This is a genomic window from Pontixanthobacter sp. CEM42, from assembly GCF_017812015.1.
Classification (GTDB): domain Bacteria; phylum Pseudomonadota; class Alphaproteobacteria; order Sphingomonadales; family Sphingomonadaceae; genus Pontixanthobacter.
The window spans coordinates 385,410-400,282 of sequence record NZ_JADQTN010000001.1; the positions used below are offsets into that span (position 1 = coordinate 385,410).

At 57.5% G+C, this 14,873-nt stretch carries 16 protein-coding genes and 1 tRNA gene; 9 read left to right on the forward strand and 8 right to left on the reverse strand.

Annotated features, from left to right (window positions below; translation table 11 throughout):
• Nucleotides 1–2 precede the first annotated feature (2 nt).
• Genes J9777_RS01760 through J9777_RS01775 form a run of 4 tightly spaced genes read left to right on the forward strand, consistent with a single transcriptional unit; the run spans nucleotide 3 to nucleotide 3,518 of the window.
• On the forward strand, nucleotides 3–1,292 hold the full coding sequence (locus tag J9777_RS01760) for an adenylosuccinate synthase (protein WP_209347080.1): 1,290 nt from the start codon (nucleotides 3–5) through the stop codon (nucleotides 1,290–1,292).
• Nucleotides 1,292–1,798: a L,D-transpeptidase family protein gene (locus J9777_RS01765; RefSeq protein WP_209347081.1), complete on the forward strand. Its 507-nt coding sequence runs from the start codon at nucleotides 1,292–1,294 to the stop codon at nucleotides 1,796–1,798. Before J9777_RS01760 ends, J9777_RS01765 begins: the two co-directional genes overlap by 1 nt.
• 50 nt (nucleotides 1,799–1,848) lie before the next feature.
• The gene (locus tag J9777_RS01770; RefSeq protein ID WP_209347082.1) at nucleotides 1,849–2,850 is read left to right on the forward strand and encodes a MarR family transcriptional regulator; all 1,002 of its coding nucleotides are present in this window, start codon (nucleotides 1,849–1,851) and stop codon (nucleotides 2,848–2,850) included.
• A 38-nt stretch (nucleotides 2,851–2,888) separates the two neighbouring features.
• Nucleotides 2,889–3,518: a GyrI-like domain-containing protein gene (locus tag J9777_RS01775; RefSeq protein ID WP_209347083.1), complete on the forward strand. Its 630-nt coding sequence runs from the start codon at nucleotides 2,889–2,891 to the stop codon at nucleotides 3,516–3,518.
• A 6-nt stretch (nucleotides 3,519–3,524) separates the two neighbouring features.
• Here the strand turns inward: J9777_RS01775 and J9777_RS01780 are convergent, their stop codons facing one another.
• The 4 genes from J9777_RS01780 to argH are packed head-to-tail and all read right to left on the reverse strand — an operon-like array spanning nucleotide 3,525 to nucleotide 7,199.
• Nucleotides 3,525–4,298: a bifunctional precorrin-2 dehydrogenase/sirohydrochlorin ferrochelatase gene (locus J9777_RS01780; RefSeq protein WP_209347084.1), complete on the reverse strand. Its 774-nt coding sequence runs from the start codon at nucleotides 4,296–4,298 to the stop codon at nucleotides 3,525–3,527.
• Complete coding sequence (gene lysA, locus J9777_RS01785; protein ID WP_209347085.1) at nucleotides 4,295–5,554, reverse strand: diaminopimelate decarboxylase; 1,260 nt, start codon at nucleotides 5,552–5,554, stop codon at nucleotides 4,295–4,297. Before lysA ends, J9777_RS01780 begins: the two co-directional genes overlap by 4 nt.
• A gap of 17 nt (nucleotides 5,555–5,571) precedes the next feature.
• Nucleotides 5,572–5,814, reverse strand: a complete 243-nt coding sequence (locus J9777_RS01790) for a hypothetical protein (RefSeq protein WP_209347086.1) — start codon at nucleotides 5,812–5,814, stop codon at nucleotides 5,572–5,574.
• Entirely contained in the window at nucleotides 5,811–7,199 is a 1,389-nt protein-coding gene (gene argH / locus J9777_RS01795) for an argininosuccinate lyase (RefSeq protein ID WP_209348559.1), read from the reverse strand. Before argH ends, J9777_RS01790 begins: the two co-directional genes overlap by 4 nt.
• 16 nt (nucleotides 7,200–7,215) lie before the next feature.
• On the opposite strand from argH, the gene J9777_RS01800 reads away from it, so the two are divergent.
• Complete coding sequence (locus J9777_RS01800) at nucleotides 7,216–7,797, forward strand: TlpA disulfide reductase family protein (RefSeq protein WP_245228473.1); 582 nt, start codon at nucleotides 7,216–7,218, stop codon at nucleotides 7,795–7,797.
• Nucleotides 7,798–7,874: 77 nt separating this feature from the next.
• Here the strand turns inward: J9777_RS01800 and J9777_RS01805 are convergent.
• Nucleotides 7,875–7,950 (reverse strand) — tRNA-Val (locus J9777_RS01805).
• A 101-nt stretch (nucleotides 7,951–8,051) separates the two neighbouring features.
• On the opposite strand from J9777_RS01805, the gene J9777_RS01810 reads away from it, so the two are divergent.
• Nucleotides 8,052–9,032 (forward strand): asparaginase, encoded by a 981-nt coding sequence (locus tag J9777_RS01810; RefSeq protein WP_209347087.1) that lies wholly within the window; start codon nucleotides 8,052–8,054, stop codon nucleotides 9,030–9,032.
• 14 nt (nucleotides 9,033–9,046) lie between these two features.
• Here J9777_RS01810 and J9777_RS01815 read toward each other — a convergent pair whose 3' ends face one another.
• The 3 genes from J9777_RS01815 to fmt form a co-directional block, all read right to left on the reverse strand.
• Nucleotides 9,047–10,159, reverse strand: a complete 1,113-nt coding sequence (locus J9777_RS01815; RefSeq protein WP_209347088.1) for a zinc-binding dehydrogenase — start codon at nucleotides 10,157–10,159, stop codon at nucleotides 9,047–9,049.
• Between the two features lie 57 nt (nucleotides 10,160–10,216).
• Nucleotides 10,217–10,966, reverse strand: coding sequence for a tRNA pseudouridine(38-40) synthase TruA (gene truA / locus J9777_RS01820; protein WP_209347089.1), 750 nt, complete (start codon nucleotides 10,964–10,966; stop codon nucleotides 10,217–10,219).
• 111 nt (nucleotides 10,967–11,077) lie between these two features.
• Nucleotides 11,078–11,983, reverse strand: coding sequence for a methionyl-tRNA formyltransferase (gene fmt / locus J9777_RS01825; protein ID WP_209347090.1), 906 nt, complete (start codon nucleotides 11,981–11,983; stop codon nucleotides 11,078–11,080).
• 53 nt (nucleotides 11,984–12,036) lie between these two features.
• On the opposite strand from fmt, the gene recR reads away from it, so the two are divergent.
• The 3 genes from recR (at nucleotide 12,037) to rmuC (ending at nucleotide 14,762) form a co-directional block, all read left to right on the forward strand.
• Nucleotides 12,037–12,645 (forward strand): recombination mediator RecR, encoded by a 609-nt coding sequence (gene recR / locus J9777_RS01830; protein WP_209347091.1) that lies wholly within the window; start codon nucleotides 12,037–12,039, stop codon nucleotides 12,643–12,645.
• 37 nt (nucleotides 12,646–12,682) lie between these two features.
• Nucleotides 12,683–13,252 carry a peptide deformylase gene (gene def / locus J9777_RS01835; RefSeq protein ID WP_209347092.1) on the forward strand — a complete coding sequence of 190 codons (570 nt, stop codon included), beginning with the start codon at nucleotides 12,683–12,685 and terminating at the stop codon, nucleotides 13,250–13,252.
• Between the two features lie 151 nt (nucleotides 13,253–13,403).
• On the forward strand, nucleotides 13,404–14,762 hold the full coding sequence (gene rmuC, locus J9777_RS01840) for a DNA recombination protein RmuC (RefSeq protein ID WP_209347093.1): 1,359 nt from the start codon (nucleotides 13,404–13,406) through the stop codon (nucleotides 14,760–14,762).
• Nucleotides 14,763–14,873: the final 111 nt, after the last annotated feature.

Here is a 14,873-nt window from a genome sequence, read left to right on the forward strand (position 1 = left end):
CCATGGCTAACGTAACTGTAATTGGTGCCCAATGGGGCGATGAAGGCAAAGGCAAGATTGTTGACTGGCTGGCCAGCCGCGCTGATGCGGTCGTGCGCTTCCAGGGCGGTCACAATGCCGGACATACGCTAGTTATTGACGGCAATGTGTTCAAGCTGAGCCTGCTGCCGAGCGGGATCGTGTCGGGCACGCTGTCGATTATCGGTAATGGCGTGGTGCTCGATCCATGGGCGCTGAAAGAAGAGATCGAGAAGCTTGAATCGCAGGGTGTTACAATCACCGATGATAATTTCGCGATTGCTGACAATTGCCCGCTAATCCTCCCGATCCATCGCGATTTGGACGGTTTGCGCGAAGCCGCTGCTGGATCGGGCAAGATCGGCACGACCGGTCGCGGGATTGGCCCGGCCTATGAAGACAAGGTCGGTCGCCGCGCGATCCGTGTGTGCGATCTGGCGCATCTCGATAAGATGGGACCGCAGCTTGATCGCCTATGCGCTCATCATGACGCGCTGCGCGCCGGATTTGATGAGCCGCCGGTTGATCGTGACCGGTTGCTCAAAGATCTGGAAGAGATCGCTGACTTTGTCCTCCAATATGCACAGCCGGTCTGGAAGCGTCTGAAGAAGGTCCGCAAAGCGGGCGCAAAGATCCTGTTTGAAGGTGCGCAAGGTGTACTGCTCGATGTCGATCACGGGACCTATCCCTTCGTCACCAGCTCCAACACGGTTAGCGGAACAGCAGCCAGCGGGTCGGGGCTCGGACCCGGTTCAACCGGTTTTGTACTGGGTATCGTCAAAGCTTACACCACGCGCGTTGGTAGCGGCCCATTCCCGACTGAATTGGACGATGATGACGGCCAACGTCTCGGCGAGCGTGGCCACGAATTTGGCACGGTCACAGGTCGCCAACGCCGCTGCGGTTGGTTCGATGCTGTACTGGTTCGCCAAAGCTGCGCGATAAGCGGTGTCACCGGTATTGCGCTGACCAAAGTGGATGTGCTGGACGGGTTCGAAACGGTCAAAATCTGCACTGGATACCGCCTGCGCGGTAAGATTATGGATTACTTCCCCAGCCATGCCGCCGACCAAGCCGAGGTCGAACCGATTTACGAAGAAATGGAAGGATGGAGCGAAAGCACCGCTGGCGCGCGCAGCTATGCCGATCTTCCTGCAAATGCGATCAAATATATCCAGCGCGTGCAGGAATTGATCGAAACGCCGGTCGCGTTGGTTTCAACCAGCCCCGAACGCGATGATACAATTCTGATGAAAGATCCGTTCGTCGATTGATGGTTCGGCGACGTGCCTTGGTTCTGCCGGCGTTGTTTGCGCTTGCTGCTTGTCAGCCAACGGCAACGCCTGATGGCATTGTTCCCACGGATGTTGACTTCCTATTGGTCGACAAATCTGACGGCACACTCGCCGCCTATCTGGATGGCGAGTTGATCAAGACCTATCGCGATATATCCTTCGGCGATGCTCCATCGGGCCATAAACAGTTCGAAGGTGACGAGCGTACGCCTGAAGGCCGGTACACAATTGACGCGCGCAACCCGAACAGCGCGTACCATCTCAGCCTACGCATATCCTATCCTAACGCACAGGATCGCGCCTATGCCGAAGGCGTGGGGCGATCACCCGGCGGCGATATTTTCATCCACGGCCAGCCGAACAGGCTGCCCATGGGCAAGCTTAGCGGCGACTGGACCGATGGCTGCATCGCCGTATCGAATGATGAGATCAAGGAACTATGGGATGCAGTTCCGAATGGCACTCCAATAGAGATACGCCCTTGACCTGATGATAGTTTGTTCCCAATATGTTCCAACCCTTCAGGAGTCGGAACATGGCGCAGGCAGATTTTCAGTACCAACCCACCGAAGTGACGCGCGACGGCGCCAATGATGCGGCGGGCTTGCCTGTCGCGGTGTCGATCTTCGCCGATAGGCCGCATGTTCGCGATACTATTGCGGACGATGCGTGTGCAGCAGGACTCCGGCTGGGGCAGGTTGGTGATGTAGCGGATTTGCTCGATGGCGCTGCGCAACCCTTGGGCGAAATTGTGCTGCTAGATTGCCCAGTCATCAACGGTCGCAGATTGGCAGCGATCATGCGGCTGGATGCGCGGGTTGCGAATAATGGTGCGCATTTGATCGTCTCGACTTCGGTTGACGCTCTCGACGATGTGTTTGGCTGTTTGGACCAATCCAATCCGCAATTGCTGGTCGATCCCAATAGGTCAGATCACGTAATTGCGCTTGGTCAGGTTCTGGCCAAAATGCCAAACATGCGGTTGCGTGACCTTTCGAATGATGACCGGCTGTCCCTAATCCGGCTGACCGAGCAAGTTGGGCAAATTGCCGAGCGTTTGGAGAGGTTGGGCGTTCAAGGGAAGGGCACAGATGGCGGCGCCTTCCGCTTTGAATCACCCTCGAACGACTTTGATGGCGAGAAAGACGAGGATGGATCCAAGCGACTGGTACGGAAACCGCGACCTTCTTTGCCAGACCCCCGGCTGGTGCGCCGGATCATTCGCCAACGGCAACTGCGGGCACGATTCTTCGATCATGAGCTGTTCGCCGATCCAGCATGGGACATCCTGCTCGATCTCACGGCGGCAAGAGCCGAGCATGTGCGCGTATCGGTAACATCGCTGTGCATCGCATCGGGTGTGCCGCCTACGACGGCGCTCCGCTGGATCAGCCAGATGGTTGATGTCGGACTGCTCGACCGGGTCGAGGATGAGACCGATAAACGCCGTGCTTTCATCGCTCTCAGCGAGAAAGCGGCAGAGGGCATGGCGCGATATTTTGCGGAACTTGGAAAAGCGGCTGCGCAGTCGATTTAGTACGCCGCTATGGTATGGATTAGACAGGCGAGGGATAGATGATGGCAGAGCATCCGAAGGTCGATTTCAAGAAGTCTATGAAAGGGGTATTCTCTGCCTCTTCCACAGAGTTTGAAGAGGTTACGCTTTCCAAATTCAACTTTCTGATGGTCGACGGCCAAGGTGCGCCCGGCACTTCGCAAGCCTATCTTGATGCACTCGGGATTCTCTATCCAGCGGCATACGGGATTAAGTTCTACAGCAAGCTGCAACTGAAGCGCGATTATGTTGTCCCGCCGTTGGAGGGACTATGGTGGTCCGATAATCTCGATGCGTTCACCGAAAACCGCCGCGATGAGTGGCGTTGGACGATGATGATCATGCTGCCGGATTGGATATCAGCCGATCACTATGGTGAAGCAATGGACACGGTACAGCGCAAGAAATCCGATCTGGATTTTACAGATTTAAGAATGGATTCGCTGGAAGAGGGGCGGAGCCTGCAAAAGCTGCATATCGGAAGTTACGCTGATGAGGCGCCTGTTCTGAAACATTTGCATGATGAGCTGATGCCCAGTCAGGGTTTGACTTTCAACGGTCATCACCACGAAATCTATCTAGGTGACCCACGCAAGGTCGCACCCGAGAAACTCAGAACGATATTGCGACAGCCGGTAAAGCCGATCTGACCGGCATCAAGGCATCTTCAAGATGATGGTAAGACCATGTGGCATCTCGCCATCATAGGGCAGCTCGCGCCGCAAAGCATCGGCGCGTGAGCGGTCGAGAATGGCAGCTGGCACTTTAGGGTCATGGATCAGCGTATCGACCGTTCCGAGCAAGCGCGCTTGCTTGAGAGTCAGGTCGTCGGGATCATCGCTGGTTAGCTGAATTTCGATTATCTGCGATGTACCGGGTTGCTCTGCACCAGCCAGCCAGTCGTTGACGCGTTCTGCCGCTTCAGGATCGAGCGGATCAAGTATGCCGCCCTCCGCCAATGCAGCGTCCAGCGCGTTGCGTCGGTCAGATCCATCGGGAAAACGCGCACGCATTGCATCACGGCTTTGTTCAAGCTTTGCAGCGAGCTTACCCAGCGACTGCGGCAGTAATTTCTCGAACCGCAAGCGTAGTTGCTTGGCCAGTCCCGCAGATGCGCCGGATGTTCCCATCGCGACCAGTACCGGGTCACGGTCAAGAATGCTCGGCGTGGTAAACTCACATAGCTCCGGCATATCGGCGACGTTCACCAACAAACCTTTGTCGCCGAGCCTCTTTGCAGCAGCGCGCGCCTCCTTCTCATCTTCCAGTGCTATGAAGGCTAGCTTCGCCTGATGTGCTTCGGGTTCTCCGCACGGGATACCGCCAGCGCGTTCGACCAGACGTGTCTTTGCCTCGCCCATCTCGCCTTCGCCGATGACCACCACTTTCTTTCCAGCGATCCGGTGGAGCAAGGGCAGGGAGCGGATCATAGCCAGTCGGGAACGCGCTCTGCGTCCATAATGGCTGCTGCGGCAAGGCGGTCCGCAACGACGGCATATTTGTCGCCATCAACCAGCACTTCGGCCACAAATCCGCGCGAATTGTAGCTTGAGGCCATGGTCGCGCCGTAAGCTCCCGCAGTGCGGAACACAGCCAGATCGCCCGATTCAAGCGTGTCCATTTCGCGGTTCATGGCGAAAGTGTCACCAGTCTCGCAAATAGGGCCAACGATGTGCGAAATGCTCTTCGCGCCGCTTGGCTCTACTGCCTCGATATCATGCCATGCACCATACATCGCGGGCCGGGCGAGATCATTCATTGCTGCGTCGACCACAACAAACGGGCTGGTGTTGGAACTGCGTTTCACCCGGATAACGCGAGCAAGCAAGATGCCGGCATTGCCCGCGATTACGCGGCCTGGCTCAAACGACAATGCGACGTCCCAATGTTTCGTCACCTTAGCCACCATCGCGCCGTATTCGGCGGGCGAGGGCAGGACTTCTCCGGCTTTGTAAGGCACGCCCAATCCGCCACCGAGATCGGCATGTGTGACTGTCTGACCCTGTGCGCGCAGCTCCGCAATCAACTCGCCGACTTTTCCGAATGCCGTTTCCAGCGGTTCCAACGTCGAAAGCTGACTGCCGATATGTACCGCAATCCCGCGCATATCGAGGCCGGGCAGGGCTGCCAAAGTCGAATAAATCTCAACCGCACGGTGGATCGGAACGCCAAACTTGTTCTCCGCCTTGCCGGTGGAGATTTTCTCATGCGTGCGGGCATCAACGTCTGGGTTTACCCGCAAAGCGCAACGCGCGATTTTGCCATGCGCCGCAGCAATAGCTGCCAGTTCGCGGCCTTCCTCCTGAGATTCGATATTGAATTGCCCGATATCGGCCTCAAGACCCTGCAGCAATTCCGCATCGGTTTTGCCGACGCCGGAAAACACAATGTCCTTGGGCGCCATATCGGCTTCCAGTGCACGGACCAATTCTCCGCCAGAAACGACGTCCGCGCCATATCCCTCCCGGCTGAGCACTTTCAGCACAGCAAGGTTGGGGTTGGCCTTCACGGCAAAGGCGATATGCGGATTCTTCACACTGCTCAGCGCCTCGCGAAATACGCGGGCGTGCCGCACCAGCGTGGCGCGCGAATAGACATAGACCGGCGTACCCACTTCCTCGGCGATGCGGGTCAACGGAATATCTTCGGCGTGCAATACGCCGTCACGAAGTTGGAAATGGTCCATAAGGTCTATTCAGCCATCTATTCCGGGGGCGGAAGATCGAACGGATCGTCTTCACGCTCCTCGCTACGGCGGCGCAGTTCAACGCTGCGTTCGGGCGCGGCCTGCGGTACTGGGGTTAGCAATTCTTCTGCATTTGGCGGAGCCTCGGCACCGGTCGGAGCAACAGGTAGTGTCGAGCCTTTAAGCGGTTCAAGATCACCTTTCTGTGCGCAGGCGCCCAAGGCGCCTAAGGCCGCGATACTGATCAGCGCGCGTTTCATGCTCCACTTTCCTCTGACATGCCCAGCGCTCGGCGCGCGATAGCAACTTGGCACTTTACCTGTTCCGGCGCGGTTCCGCCATAGGATGCGCGTGCAGCCACCGACGCCTCAACCGAAAGTGCCGAGTAAACGCGCTCGTCGACACGGCTGTCGATCTCTTGCAACTCGTCGAGGGAAAGTTCGTCCAGCGCTACGCCCTTCTGCTCAGCCAGCTTGACTGCTGCACCGGTAATATGATGGGCCTCGCGAAACGGGATATCGGCTTCGGTCACGAGCCAGTCGGCAAGATCGGTCGCGGTGGCATAACCGAGCTCCGCTGCCTGCCGCATCCGGTCGGTTTTGAATGTGCTGTCAGCAACCATTCCGGTCATTGCCGCAATGGAGAGAGCCAGCAGGCTCGCCGCTTCAAACACCGGCGGCTTGTCGTCCTGCATGTCCTTGGAATAGGCGAGCGGTAGACCCTTCATTGTCACCATCAATGCAGTCGTCGATCCGATCACGCGCCCGGCATGTCCACGAACCAGCTCTGCCGCATCGGGGTTCTTTTTCTGCGGCATGATTGAGCTGCCGGTGGATAGGCTATCTGCCATCCGGACAAAGCCGAAGGGCTGACTGGCCCAGATGATGAATTCTTCGGCAAGACGCGAGAGGTGTAATGCGATCTGGCTCGCCGCCATCAGATAATCGAGCGCGAAGTCGCGGTCCGATACTGCATCAAGGCTGTTAGCCGTCGGACGATCAAAACCAAGCGCTTCGGACGTCGCATCGCGGTCAATCGGGAAACCCGTTCCTGCTAGTGCCGCCGATCCAAGCGGACTTTCATTCATCCTAACCCGCGCATCCGCCAGACGAGAACGATCACGCCGTAACATTTCATAATAGGCCATCAGATGGTGGCCCAAAGTCACCGGCTGCGCCGTCTGAAGGTGCGTGAAGCCGGGCATGATGCTGTCGGCATGGACACCAGCCTGAGTGACCAACGCTGCCTGCAAGCCGGCTAAACCGGCATCGGTCTGCTCCAGCATATCGCGGACCCACAGCTTGAAATCCGTTGCGACTTGATCGTTACGACTGCGCGCTGTGTGAAGCCGTCCCGCGACCGGTCCGATCAGCTCAGCCAGTCGACCTTCGGTGGTCATATGGATATCTTCGAGATCCCAATCCTCGGGAACGCCGTCCGCCTCGTATTCTGCGGCAACTGTGTCCAGACCGTCGGAAATCGTCTTGGCATCTTCGGCGCTGACGATGCCTTGCTCGCCCAACATCGCGACATGCGCTTTGCTGGCGACGATATCCTGCCGCCACAGCGCTTTATCGAACGGAATCGAAGCGTTGATTTCGCGCATGATCGCGCTAGGCCCTTCAGCGAACCTGCCGCCCCACATCTGATTGGAACCCACCTTGTTATTACCGTCTTCGCTCACGCGCACTGCCTTGATGCTCGCCGGATTATCTCTGGCGTTGAGCGCCTGCGATAGTGGGGCAGAGGCTCCGGGGCAAGAACAGGCCGGTTTGGGCGGCGAGAAGGCGAACTTGTTGGGCGAAATCGACCCAAGCTACGCTGGCGAGTTGATGCCTGCGATCAATGTCGCTGATCCGGATGGAAAGCAGCTCAATCTGGGGGCGCTGCAAGGGCGGCCCGTGCTGCTCAACCTGTGGGCGACCTGGTGCGCGCCCTGCAAGGTCGAAATGCCGATGCTGAATGAACTGGCGAAAGAGAACGAAGCGTTGAAAGTGCTGACCGTCAGTCAGGATTTTACCGCGTTAGAGGAAGTGCCAGCCTTCTTGATGGAGAATGATCTCGATCAACTTGAGCCGTGGCTTGATCCCGATGGGAAGGTTGCGATTGCTGTCGGATCAAGCGTGCTGCCCACGACCATTCTCTACGACGAGTCGGGTGTGGAAGTGTGGCGTGTGGTAGGCGACTATGATTGGTCGAGTGCGGAAACACAGGAAGCGATTGCGGTGGTTCTGGCTGAGTAGGTTGGCGCACCCGGCGCTTCGCTTGGGAGTTTTCGCTAGATGAAACCGTCTCCCAGACGGTTTCATCTAGCGAAAACTGGTGGGCGATGACAGGCTCGAACTGCCGACCCTCTCGGTGTAAACGAGATGCTCTACCAACTGAGCTAATCGCCCGATCCTTAATCGGAAGCGCTCTAATAGCGCCCAAAAGTGCAAAAGCAATTACCAATATGGAATTCTTTGTACGATTTTCCTGTCCGCGCTAAGGGCGCAGCATGACACCAGGCTATATTTCCATCTTCGCCACCGGCGGTACAATCGCCGGAATCGCGGGCTCTGCAACCCGGCGTGACTATCGCCCGGGGCAAATCGGGATCAGTCAATTTCTCGATTCGCTGGCCGAGCTCGATCTTGGTGTCGAACTGCGCGGCGAGCAATTTGCCAATATTGGGTCGGAGGATATCGGACCGGAACTCTGGCAGCGGCTGCATGGCGCTGCTTTGGCTGCGATGGAGGATGCCGATTGCCAAGGTATCGTCATCACGCACGGTACCGACACGGCGGAGGAAACGGCGTTCCTTCTCGACCAGACGTTGCCGACGACCAAGCCTGTGGTTCTGGTCGGAGCGATGCGGCCTGCCGATGCAGTGGGTAGCGATGGTTTGCGTAACTTTGCCAACGCGGTGCGTGTTGCGAGCGATCCCGATGCGGCAGGGCGCGGCGTTATGCTGGTTATGAGTGACCGCGTATTTGCTGCGCGCGATGCCCGCAAAGCACACACGGAGATGACCGATGCCTTCAAGGGCTTCCCGCGCGGGCCGATTGGTCATGCCACGCCGACATCGCTTGAATGGTTCGGCCCAGCATGGCGCGTTGGCGAAGCGGCGCGGTACGATTTTCACCTCGATATGCCCAAAGTCTCGATCCTCTACGCCTATGCTGGCATGTCGGCTGAGAATGTGACGCAGGCGGTGCACGGCGGTGCGAAAGGCATTGTCCTCGCAGGCTTTGGCCATGGCAATGCGCCCGCCGCGATACGGTTTGCATTGGCCGAGGCTGTGAAGGGCGGAGTGCCTGTGGTGCGCGCGTCACGCGTGGATGAAGGGCTGGTCGACCGCGAGCCTGAGGATGACACAAGCAATTTCATCGCTGCACGAGCGCTTGGTCCGGCGCGGGCGCGAATTCTGCTCCAACTGCTGCTTGCGAACGGGATCACTGACCCGTCGCAAGCGCAGAAGGAATTTAGCAAACGCTGATTTTAAGTGTGCCCTCAGCTATGGGGTGTGACGAGATACTTCTCGCCGGTACGCATCGCACGGTAATCAATCGCTGCGTCTTTCTCGAGCATTTGCTCCAGATTGACGTGCGCTTTGTAGTTGCTGGCGAAAGTCGTCTTCATATTCTGCAATACGCGGGTGCGCATGCGGATCACGGTCTCCATGCCCGCCTTGGCGAGGAACGGTGTCAGCAACCAACCGGCTACATGCCATTGCAGGCCGTATGAAGGCGTCAGAATGGTAGGGCCGAGATCGAGGCGGCCATATTGGTACATCTTCTTGTCCTGGTTCGAACCATAGCGGCTGAATTCGGTCATTTTCGATGCGGCAACCTGCTCCATCGCTTTCAGGCAGGCATCAACCATTTTGCCGCCGCCAATCGGATCGAAGCCGAGATAGGCGTCGGTGGCGTCAATCGCGGCGCGCAGCTGCGCCATGAAATCATCGTCGGACGAGTTCACCACATATTCCGCGCCTTGGCTCTTCAGCAGATCAACTTGTTCCTGCTTACGCACGATGTTGACCAGCTTCATGCCATCTTCCTGACAGATGCGGTTGAGCATTTGGCCTAGGTTCGATGCTGCGGCGAGGTGGATGATCGCATCGTGACCTTCCATTTTCGCTGTTTCAACGAAGCCCAACGCCGTCATCGGGTTCACAAAGGCAGATGCGCCGTCAACCGAGGAAATGTCACCGAGCGGCAGGCACATTGGTGCATCCGCGATGCAATATTCGCCGAACGCATTGCCCGGTACACATGCAACGCGCTGACCCATCAGGGCTTGCGCCATCGGATCGTCGCCGGTCGCCACAACGGTGCCTGCGCCCTCATTGCCGACGACTGCTTTCTGGCCATGACGGCCTTTGGCACCGGACAGGAATGGCTCCGGCATTTGCGCGACGATCTTGCCGGCCGAATATTCAGCGTTCTCAAGATCGCACGCACTGAACAGCAAGGCGAGATCTGACGGGTTAATCGGAGCAGCTTCCATTTTGACCAGCACCTGTGTGCCTGTCGGATCGGCCACAGTGGTTTCACCCACTTCAACTGTCAGCGTTCCGTCGGCGTCCAAGGTTGAGAAGATTTGCTTGCTAGTCGTGGTCATTGGGTTCTCTCCGTAGAATTGGGTTGCGGCGTGGCTACGCTGACCAAGCCGGTTTGGCTAGGTTTCATTTGGATACTTAGCTGCGACGAAATACAGCCCTTGAGGCGGTGCGTTCCGGCCAAGCGCTTGGCGATCCTTGGCTTCGAGCGCCTCTTGCAAACGCTCCTTCGACCAGCGGCCCATACCGACATAAGCGAGGCAGCCAACCATTGATCGTACCTGATGATGCAGGAAGCTGAGGGCCTCTGCCTCGATGTAAACCCATTCGCCGTCTCGTCGCACATCCAGCCGGTCGAGCGTTTTGACCGGGCTTTTCGCCTGACAATTGACCGAGCGAAATGTTGTGAAATCATGCAGACCGACCAGCACCTGCGCTGCGTCATGCATCGCGACCTCGTCCAGTTCCTGCGGCACCAGCCACGCCCGTTTCCGCTCCACTGTAAGAGGCGCTCGGCGATTGCAAATCCGGTAGAGATAGCTGCGGCCAATACAGTCAAACCGCGAATGCCAATCGTCAGGCTTAATCTCGATATGCGTCACCGCGACCGGATCCGGGCGAAGCTGCGCATTGATTGCTTCCATCACGCGGAAGGGCGTCATCTCCGTTTCAATATCGACATGGCTGCGCATTCCATAGGCGTGGACACCTGCGTCGGTGCGGCCCGCCGATTGCATCCGTACCTCTTGGCCGGAGAAAGCCAACACGGCCTCTTCGACCGCCTGCTGCACGCTCGGTCCGTGCTTCTGCCGCTGCAGTCCCATAAAGGGCGTGCCGTCAAATTCGAGAGTGAGCGCGAAGCGGGTCATATGAGCTCTAAATCACATTCGTCATCCCCGCGAAAGCGGGGATCCAGTGTGGGCACGTGGAGCTTGATACTCTGGGTTCCCGCTTTCGCGGGAATGACGAAGATAAGAAATTCAAGACAGTGCAGTTCCAGCAGCAACGGGCGAACCTCGGAGAAACTCTTCAACATCCATTTTGGGCTTTCCCGCACGCTGGATTCGCGCGGGGCGCAATGCTGCCTCACCGCAGACGATGGTGAGTTGATCGTCGATAGTGTTTCCGGCCACGCCGGTAGCTTCCACCACTTCTGCCTTCAACACTTTAACTCGCTCGCCATCCAGCTCGAACCATGCACCGGGGAAAGGAGCAAGACCGCGAATTTTGCGTTCGATGACTTCGGCAGGCTGAGACCAGTCGATCTTTGCCTCTGCCTTGTCGATTTTGGGGGCGTGGGTCGCCTCGCTATCATCCTGCGCTACCGGTGTGTGGTTTTTCAATTCGCGCAAAGTGCCGACCATCAACTGCGCGCCGAGTTCGGCCAATTCTTCGGTCAGTTCTCCGGTGGTCTTGTCTTCGATGGGAGTGCGGACGGTCGCCAGCATTGGGCCGGTATCGAGGCCTGCCTCCATCTGCATAATTGTCACGCCCGTGCCCGGATCGCCTGCCATGATCGCGCGGTGAATCGGCGCGGCTCCACGCCATCGGGGCAGGATGGAGGCGTGCACATTCAGGCATCCATTGGCAGGGATATCGAGCACCGCTTGCGGCAGGATCATGCCATAGGCCGCGACCACGGCGATATCGGGCTTCAATGCCGCAAATGCCTCCTGCTCTTCCGGCTTTTTGAGCGAGGTCGGGCAGCGAACTTCGATCCCGCGTACCTCTGCTTCAATCTGCACCGGCGAAGGCTGCAACTTTTTGCCTCGGCCCGCGCGGCGTGGCGGCTGGGTATAGGCTGCGACAATCGTATGACCGGCTTCGTGCAGCGCGACCAATGTCGGCACGGCAAAGTCCGGTGTTCCCATGAAAATGATGCGCATGACGGTGCTTGTCGGCCTTCCTATTAAGCGCGGTAAGCCCTAACTATGCTTCCATGGCATCGCAAGAGATCGAGACATTGGCATCGGCATTAGCGCGGCTCCCCGGATTGGGACCGCGTTCGGCGCGGCGTGCGGTGCTGTGGCTCGTGAAACGACGCGAGAATTCGCTCGATCCTCTGGTTGAGGCGCTGGAGGCAGTGCGAGACAAGCTGATTGAATGCGACATTTGCAGCAATGTAGATACGCAGAACCCCTGCGGCATCTGTGCCGATCCGCGCCGTGATCAGCGCTCGATCTGCGTGGTGGAGGATGTGTCCGACCTATGGGCTCTGGACCGCGCGAAATTGTTTACAGGGCGATACCATGTGCTCGGCGGGAAACTGTCAGCAATGGATGGTGTTCGGCCTGAAGATTTGAATATTGGTACCTTGCTAGAACGCGTTGAGGCCAAAGAGGATGGCGTCGGGATCGATGAGATCGTGCTCGCCATGAATGCGACTTTGGAGGGGCAAACCACCGCCCATTATATTGCCGAGCGTTTGGAGCAGCATCCGGTGCGGATTACCCAACTGGCCCATGGCTTACCGGTGGGCGGCGAACTCGATTATCTGGACGAGGGTACGCTGGCGCAGGCGTTGAGAGCGCGGAGGCCGGTAGACTGAACTTGCGGCAGCGCACAACGCGCACTAAATAGCCCCCATGGCTATCCGTGAAATTCTTGAAGTGCCGGACCCCCGGCTGAAAACCGTGTCCACCCCTGTCGAAACATTCGATGACGAGCTGAAGACGCTCGTCGAAGATATGTTTGAAACGATGTATGACGCGCCGGGCATTGGCCTCGCCGCGATACAGGTTGGCGTGCCCAAGCGGGTGCTGGTGATCGATCTGCAAGAGCCCGATCAGGAAGCCGCAGAGGAAGACTGCTGCGATGATAGCGGCTGCGGTGAAAAACGTGTTCCGGTCAAGAAAGACCCACGCGTGTTTATCAACCCTGAAATCCTTGATCCGGCAGAGAACTTGGCAACCTATCAGGAAGGCTGCCTGTCAGTCCCGGAAATTTACGCCGACGTGGACCGTCCGGAAACATGCAAAGTCCGCTATCAGGATTTGGACGGTAAGACTCATGAGGAAAAGCTCGACGGCCTTATGGCGACGTGCATCCAGCATGAAATGGATCACCTCGAAGGTATCCTGTTCATCGACCATCTCAGCCGTTTGAAAAAGCAAATGGCGCTGAAAAAACTGAACAAGCTGCGTAAGGCGGCTTGATCTTTCTTTGTCGTCATTCCCGCGAAAGCGGAATTCAGACTGACGAAGCACGAAGCTACCCTAGATTCCCGCTTTCGCGGGAATGACGAATATGTGTATCCGTTGTCGGAACGCCCTAGCGTTCTTGCTCCGTTCCGCTTAGGTAAATGCGATGGATAACACCGTTTTGACAATTCTCATTTTGATCGCGGGCCTGCTCATTGGCGGAGGCGCGGGCTGGTTCTTTGGTTCGCGACCTGTTGCGGAGTGGCGCCAACGTTTTGCCGAGCGCGACGCTGAGGCCAAGGAAGCGACCGAGAAAGTCAGTCGAATGGCGCCGGAATTGGCGACTATGAGCGATCGTGCAGCGCGGGCGGACGGGCTGGCGGCGCAGCTCGATGCCACCCGCGAAGAACTGACCGGCCTGAAGGCGCAGGCAGCCGGATTCGCCGAACAGAAGAAACTGCTCGAAGAATCTCGGGAGAAGTTGCTTAAAGAGTTTGAGAATACTGGTGCGCAGGTGCTTGGAAAAGCTCAGGAAGCATTTCTTCGGCGCGCCGATGAGCGCTTCAAGCAATCCGAGGAAACCGGGGAGCAGAAGATCAAGGCGCTGTTGGAGCCGGTCGGCCAGCGGCTGAAGAACTACGAAGAGCAAGTCGCCACTTTGGAAGCCAAACGTGTCGATGCTTTCGGCCAACTCACCGGCCTGATCGACAATATGCAAAAGGGTCAGGAAGAGGTCCGGCGCGAGGCGCAGCGGCTCGGCAACTCGCTGACGAATGCCCCAAAAGCACGTGGTCGATGGGGCGAGCGCGCGCTGCAGAATGTCTTAGAACAATGCGGCCTGTCGCAGCATACCGATTTCAATTTGGAGCAGTCTGTCGACACATCGGAAGGCCGTTTGCGCCCGGATGCTATTGTCAACGTGCCCGGTCAGAAGAAACTGATCATTGATGCCAAGGTCTCGCTGAATGCCTATCAAGAAGCGTTCGAGGCGGACGATGATGATGACCGCAAAGTGTCACTGACTGCCCACGCTAAATCAATGCGCAATCACGTGCAGCAATTGGGCGCAAAATCCTACCAAAGCCAATTCGATGAAGCGCCCGATTATGTGGTGATGTTTGTGCCCGGCGAACATTTTATCGCGGCGGCACTGGAGGCTGATCCGGACCTGTGGGACTTTGCTTTCCAGAACGGTGTGCTGCTCGCCTCGCCGACGAATCTTGTCGCGATTGCACGGACAATTGCGCAGGTCTGGCGGCAAGATCAGCTTGCTGATGAAGCGCGGGAGATTGGGAAACTCGGGACAGAGCTTTATGATCGCTTAGCCAAAGTTTCAGAGGATTTGGGCAAGATGGGTACACATCTTGGTCGTGCGGTCTCTAGCTATAACGACTTCTCCAAGAGCTTCGATAGTCGCGTCTTGGTGTCAGCTCGCAAGATGCAAGAGAAGGGCGTTGAAATCGGAAAGCGCCAAATCGAAGAGCAAGATCAGATTGAAGCGACCCCGCAACTACCATCGGCATAGAGCCCCGTTCATCCTGAGCCTGTCGAAGGATCGCACTTCTTTCCTTTTCCGCAGTTGGTGAATAGTGACCACTCATTCGGCTCATCGAAAGCGGCCGATTAGCCTGCTATT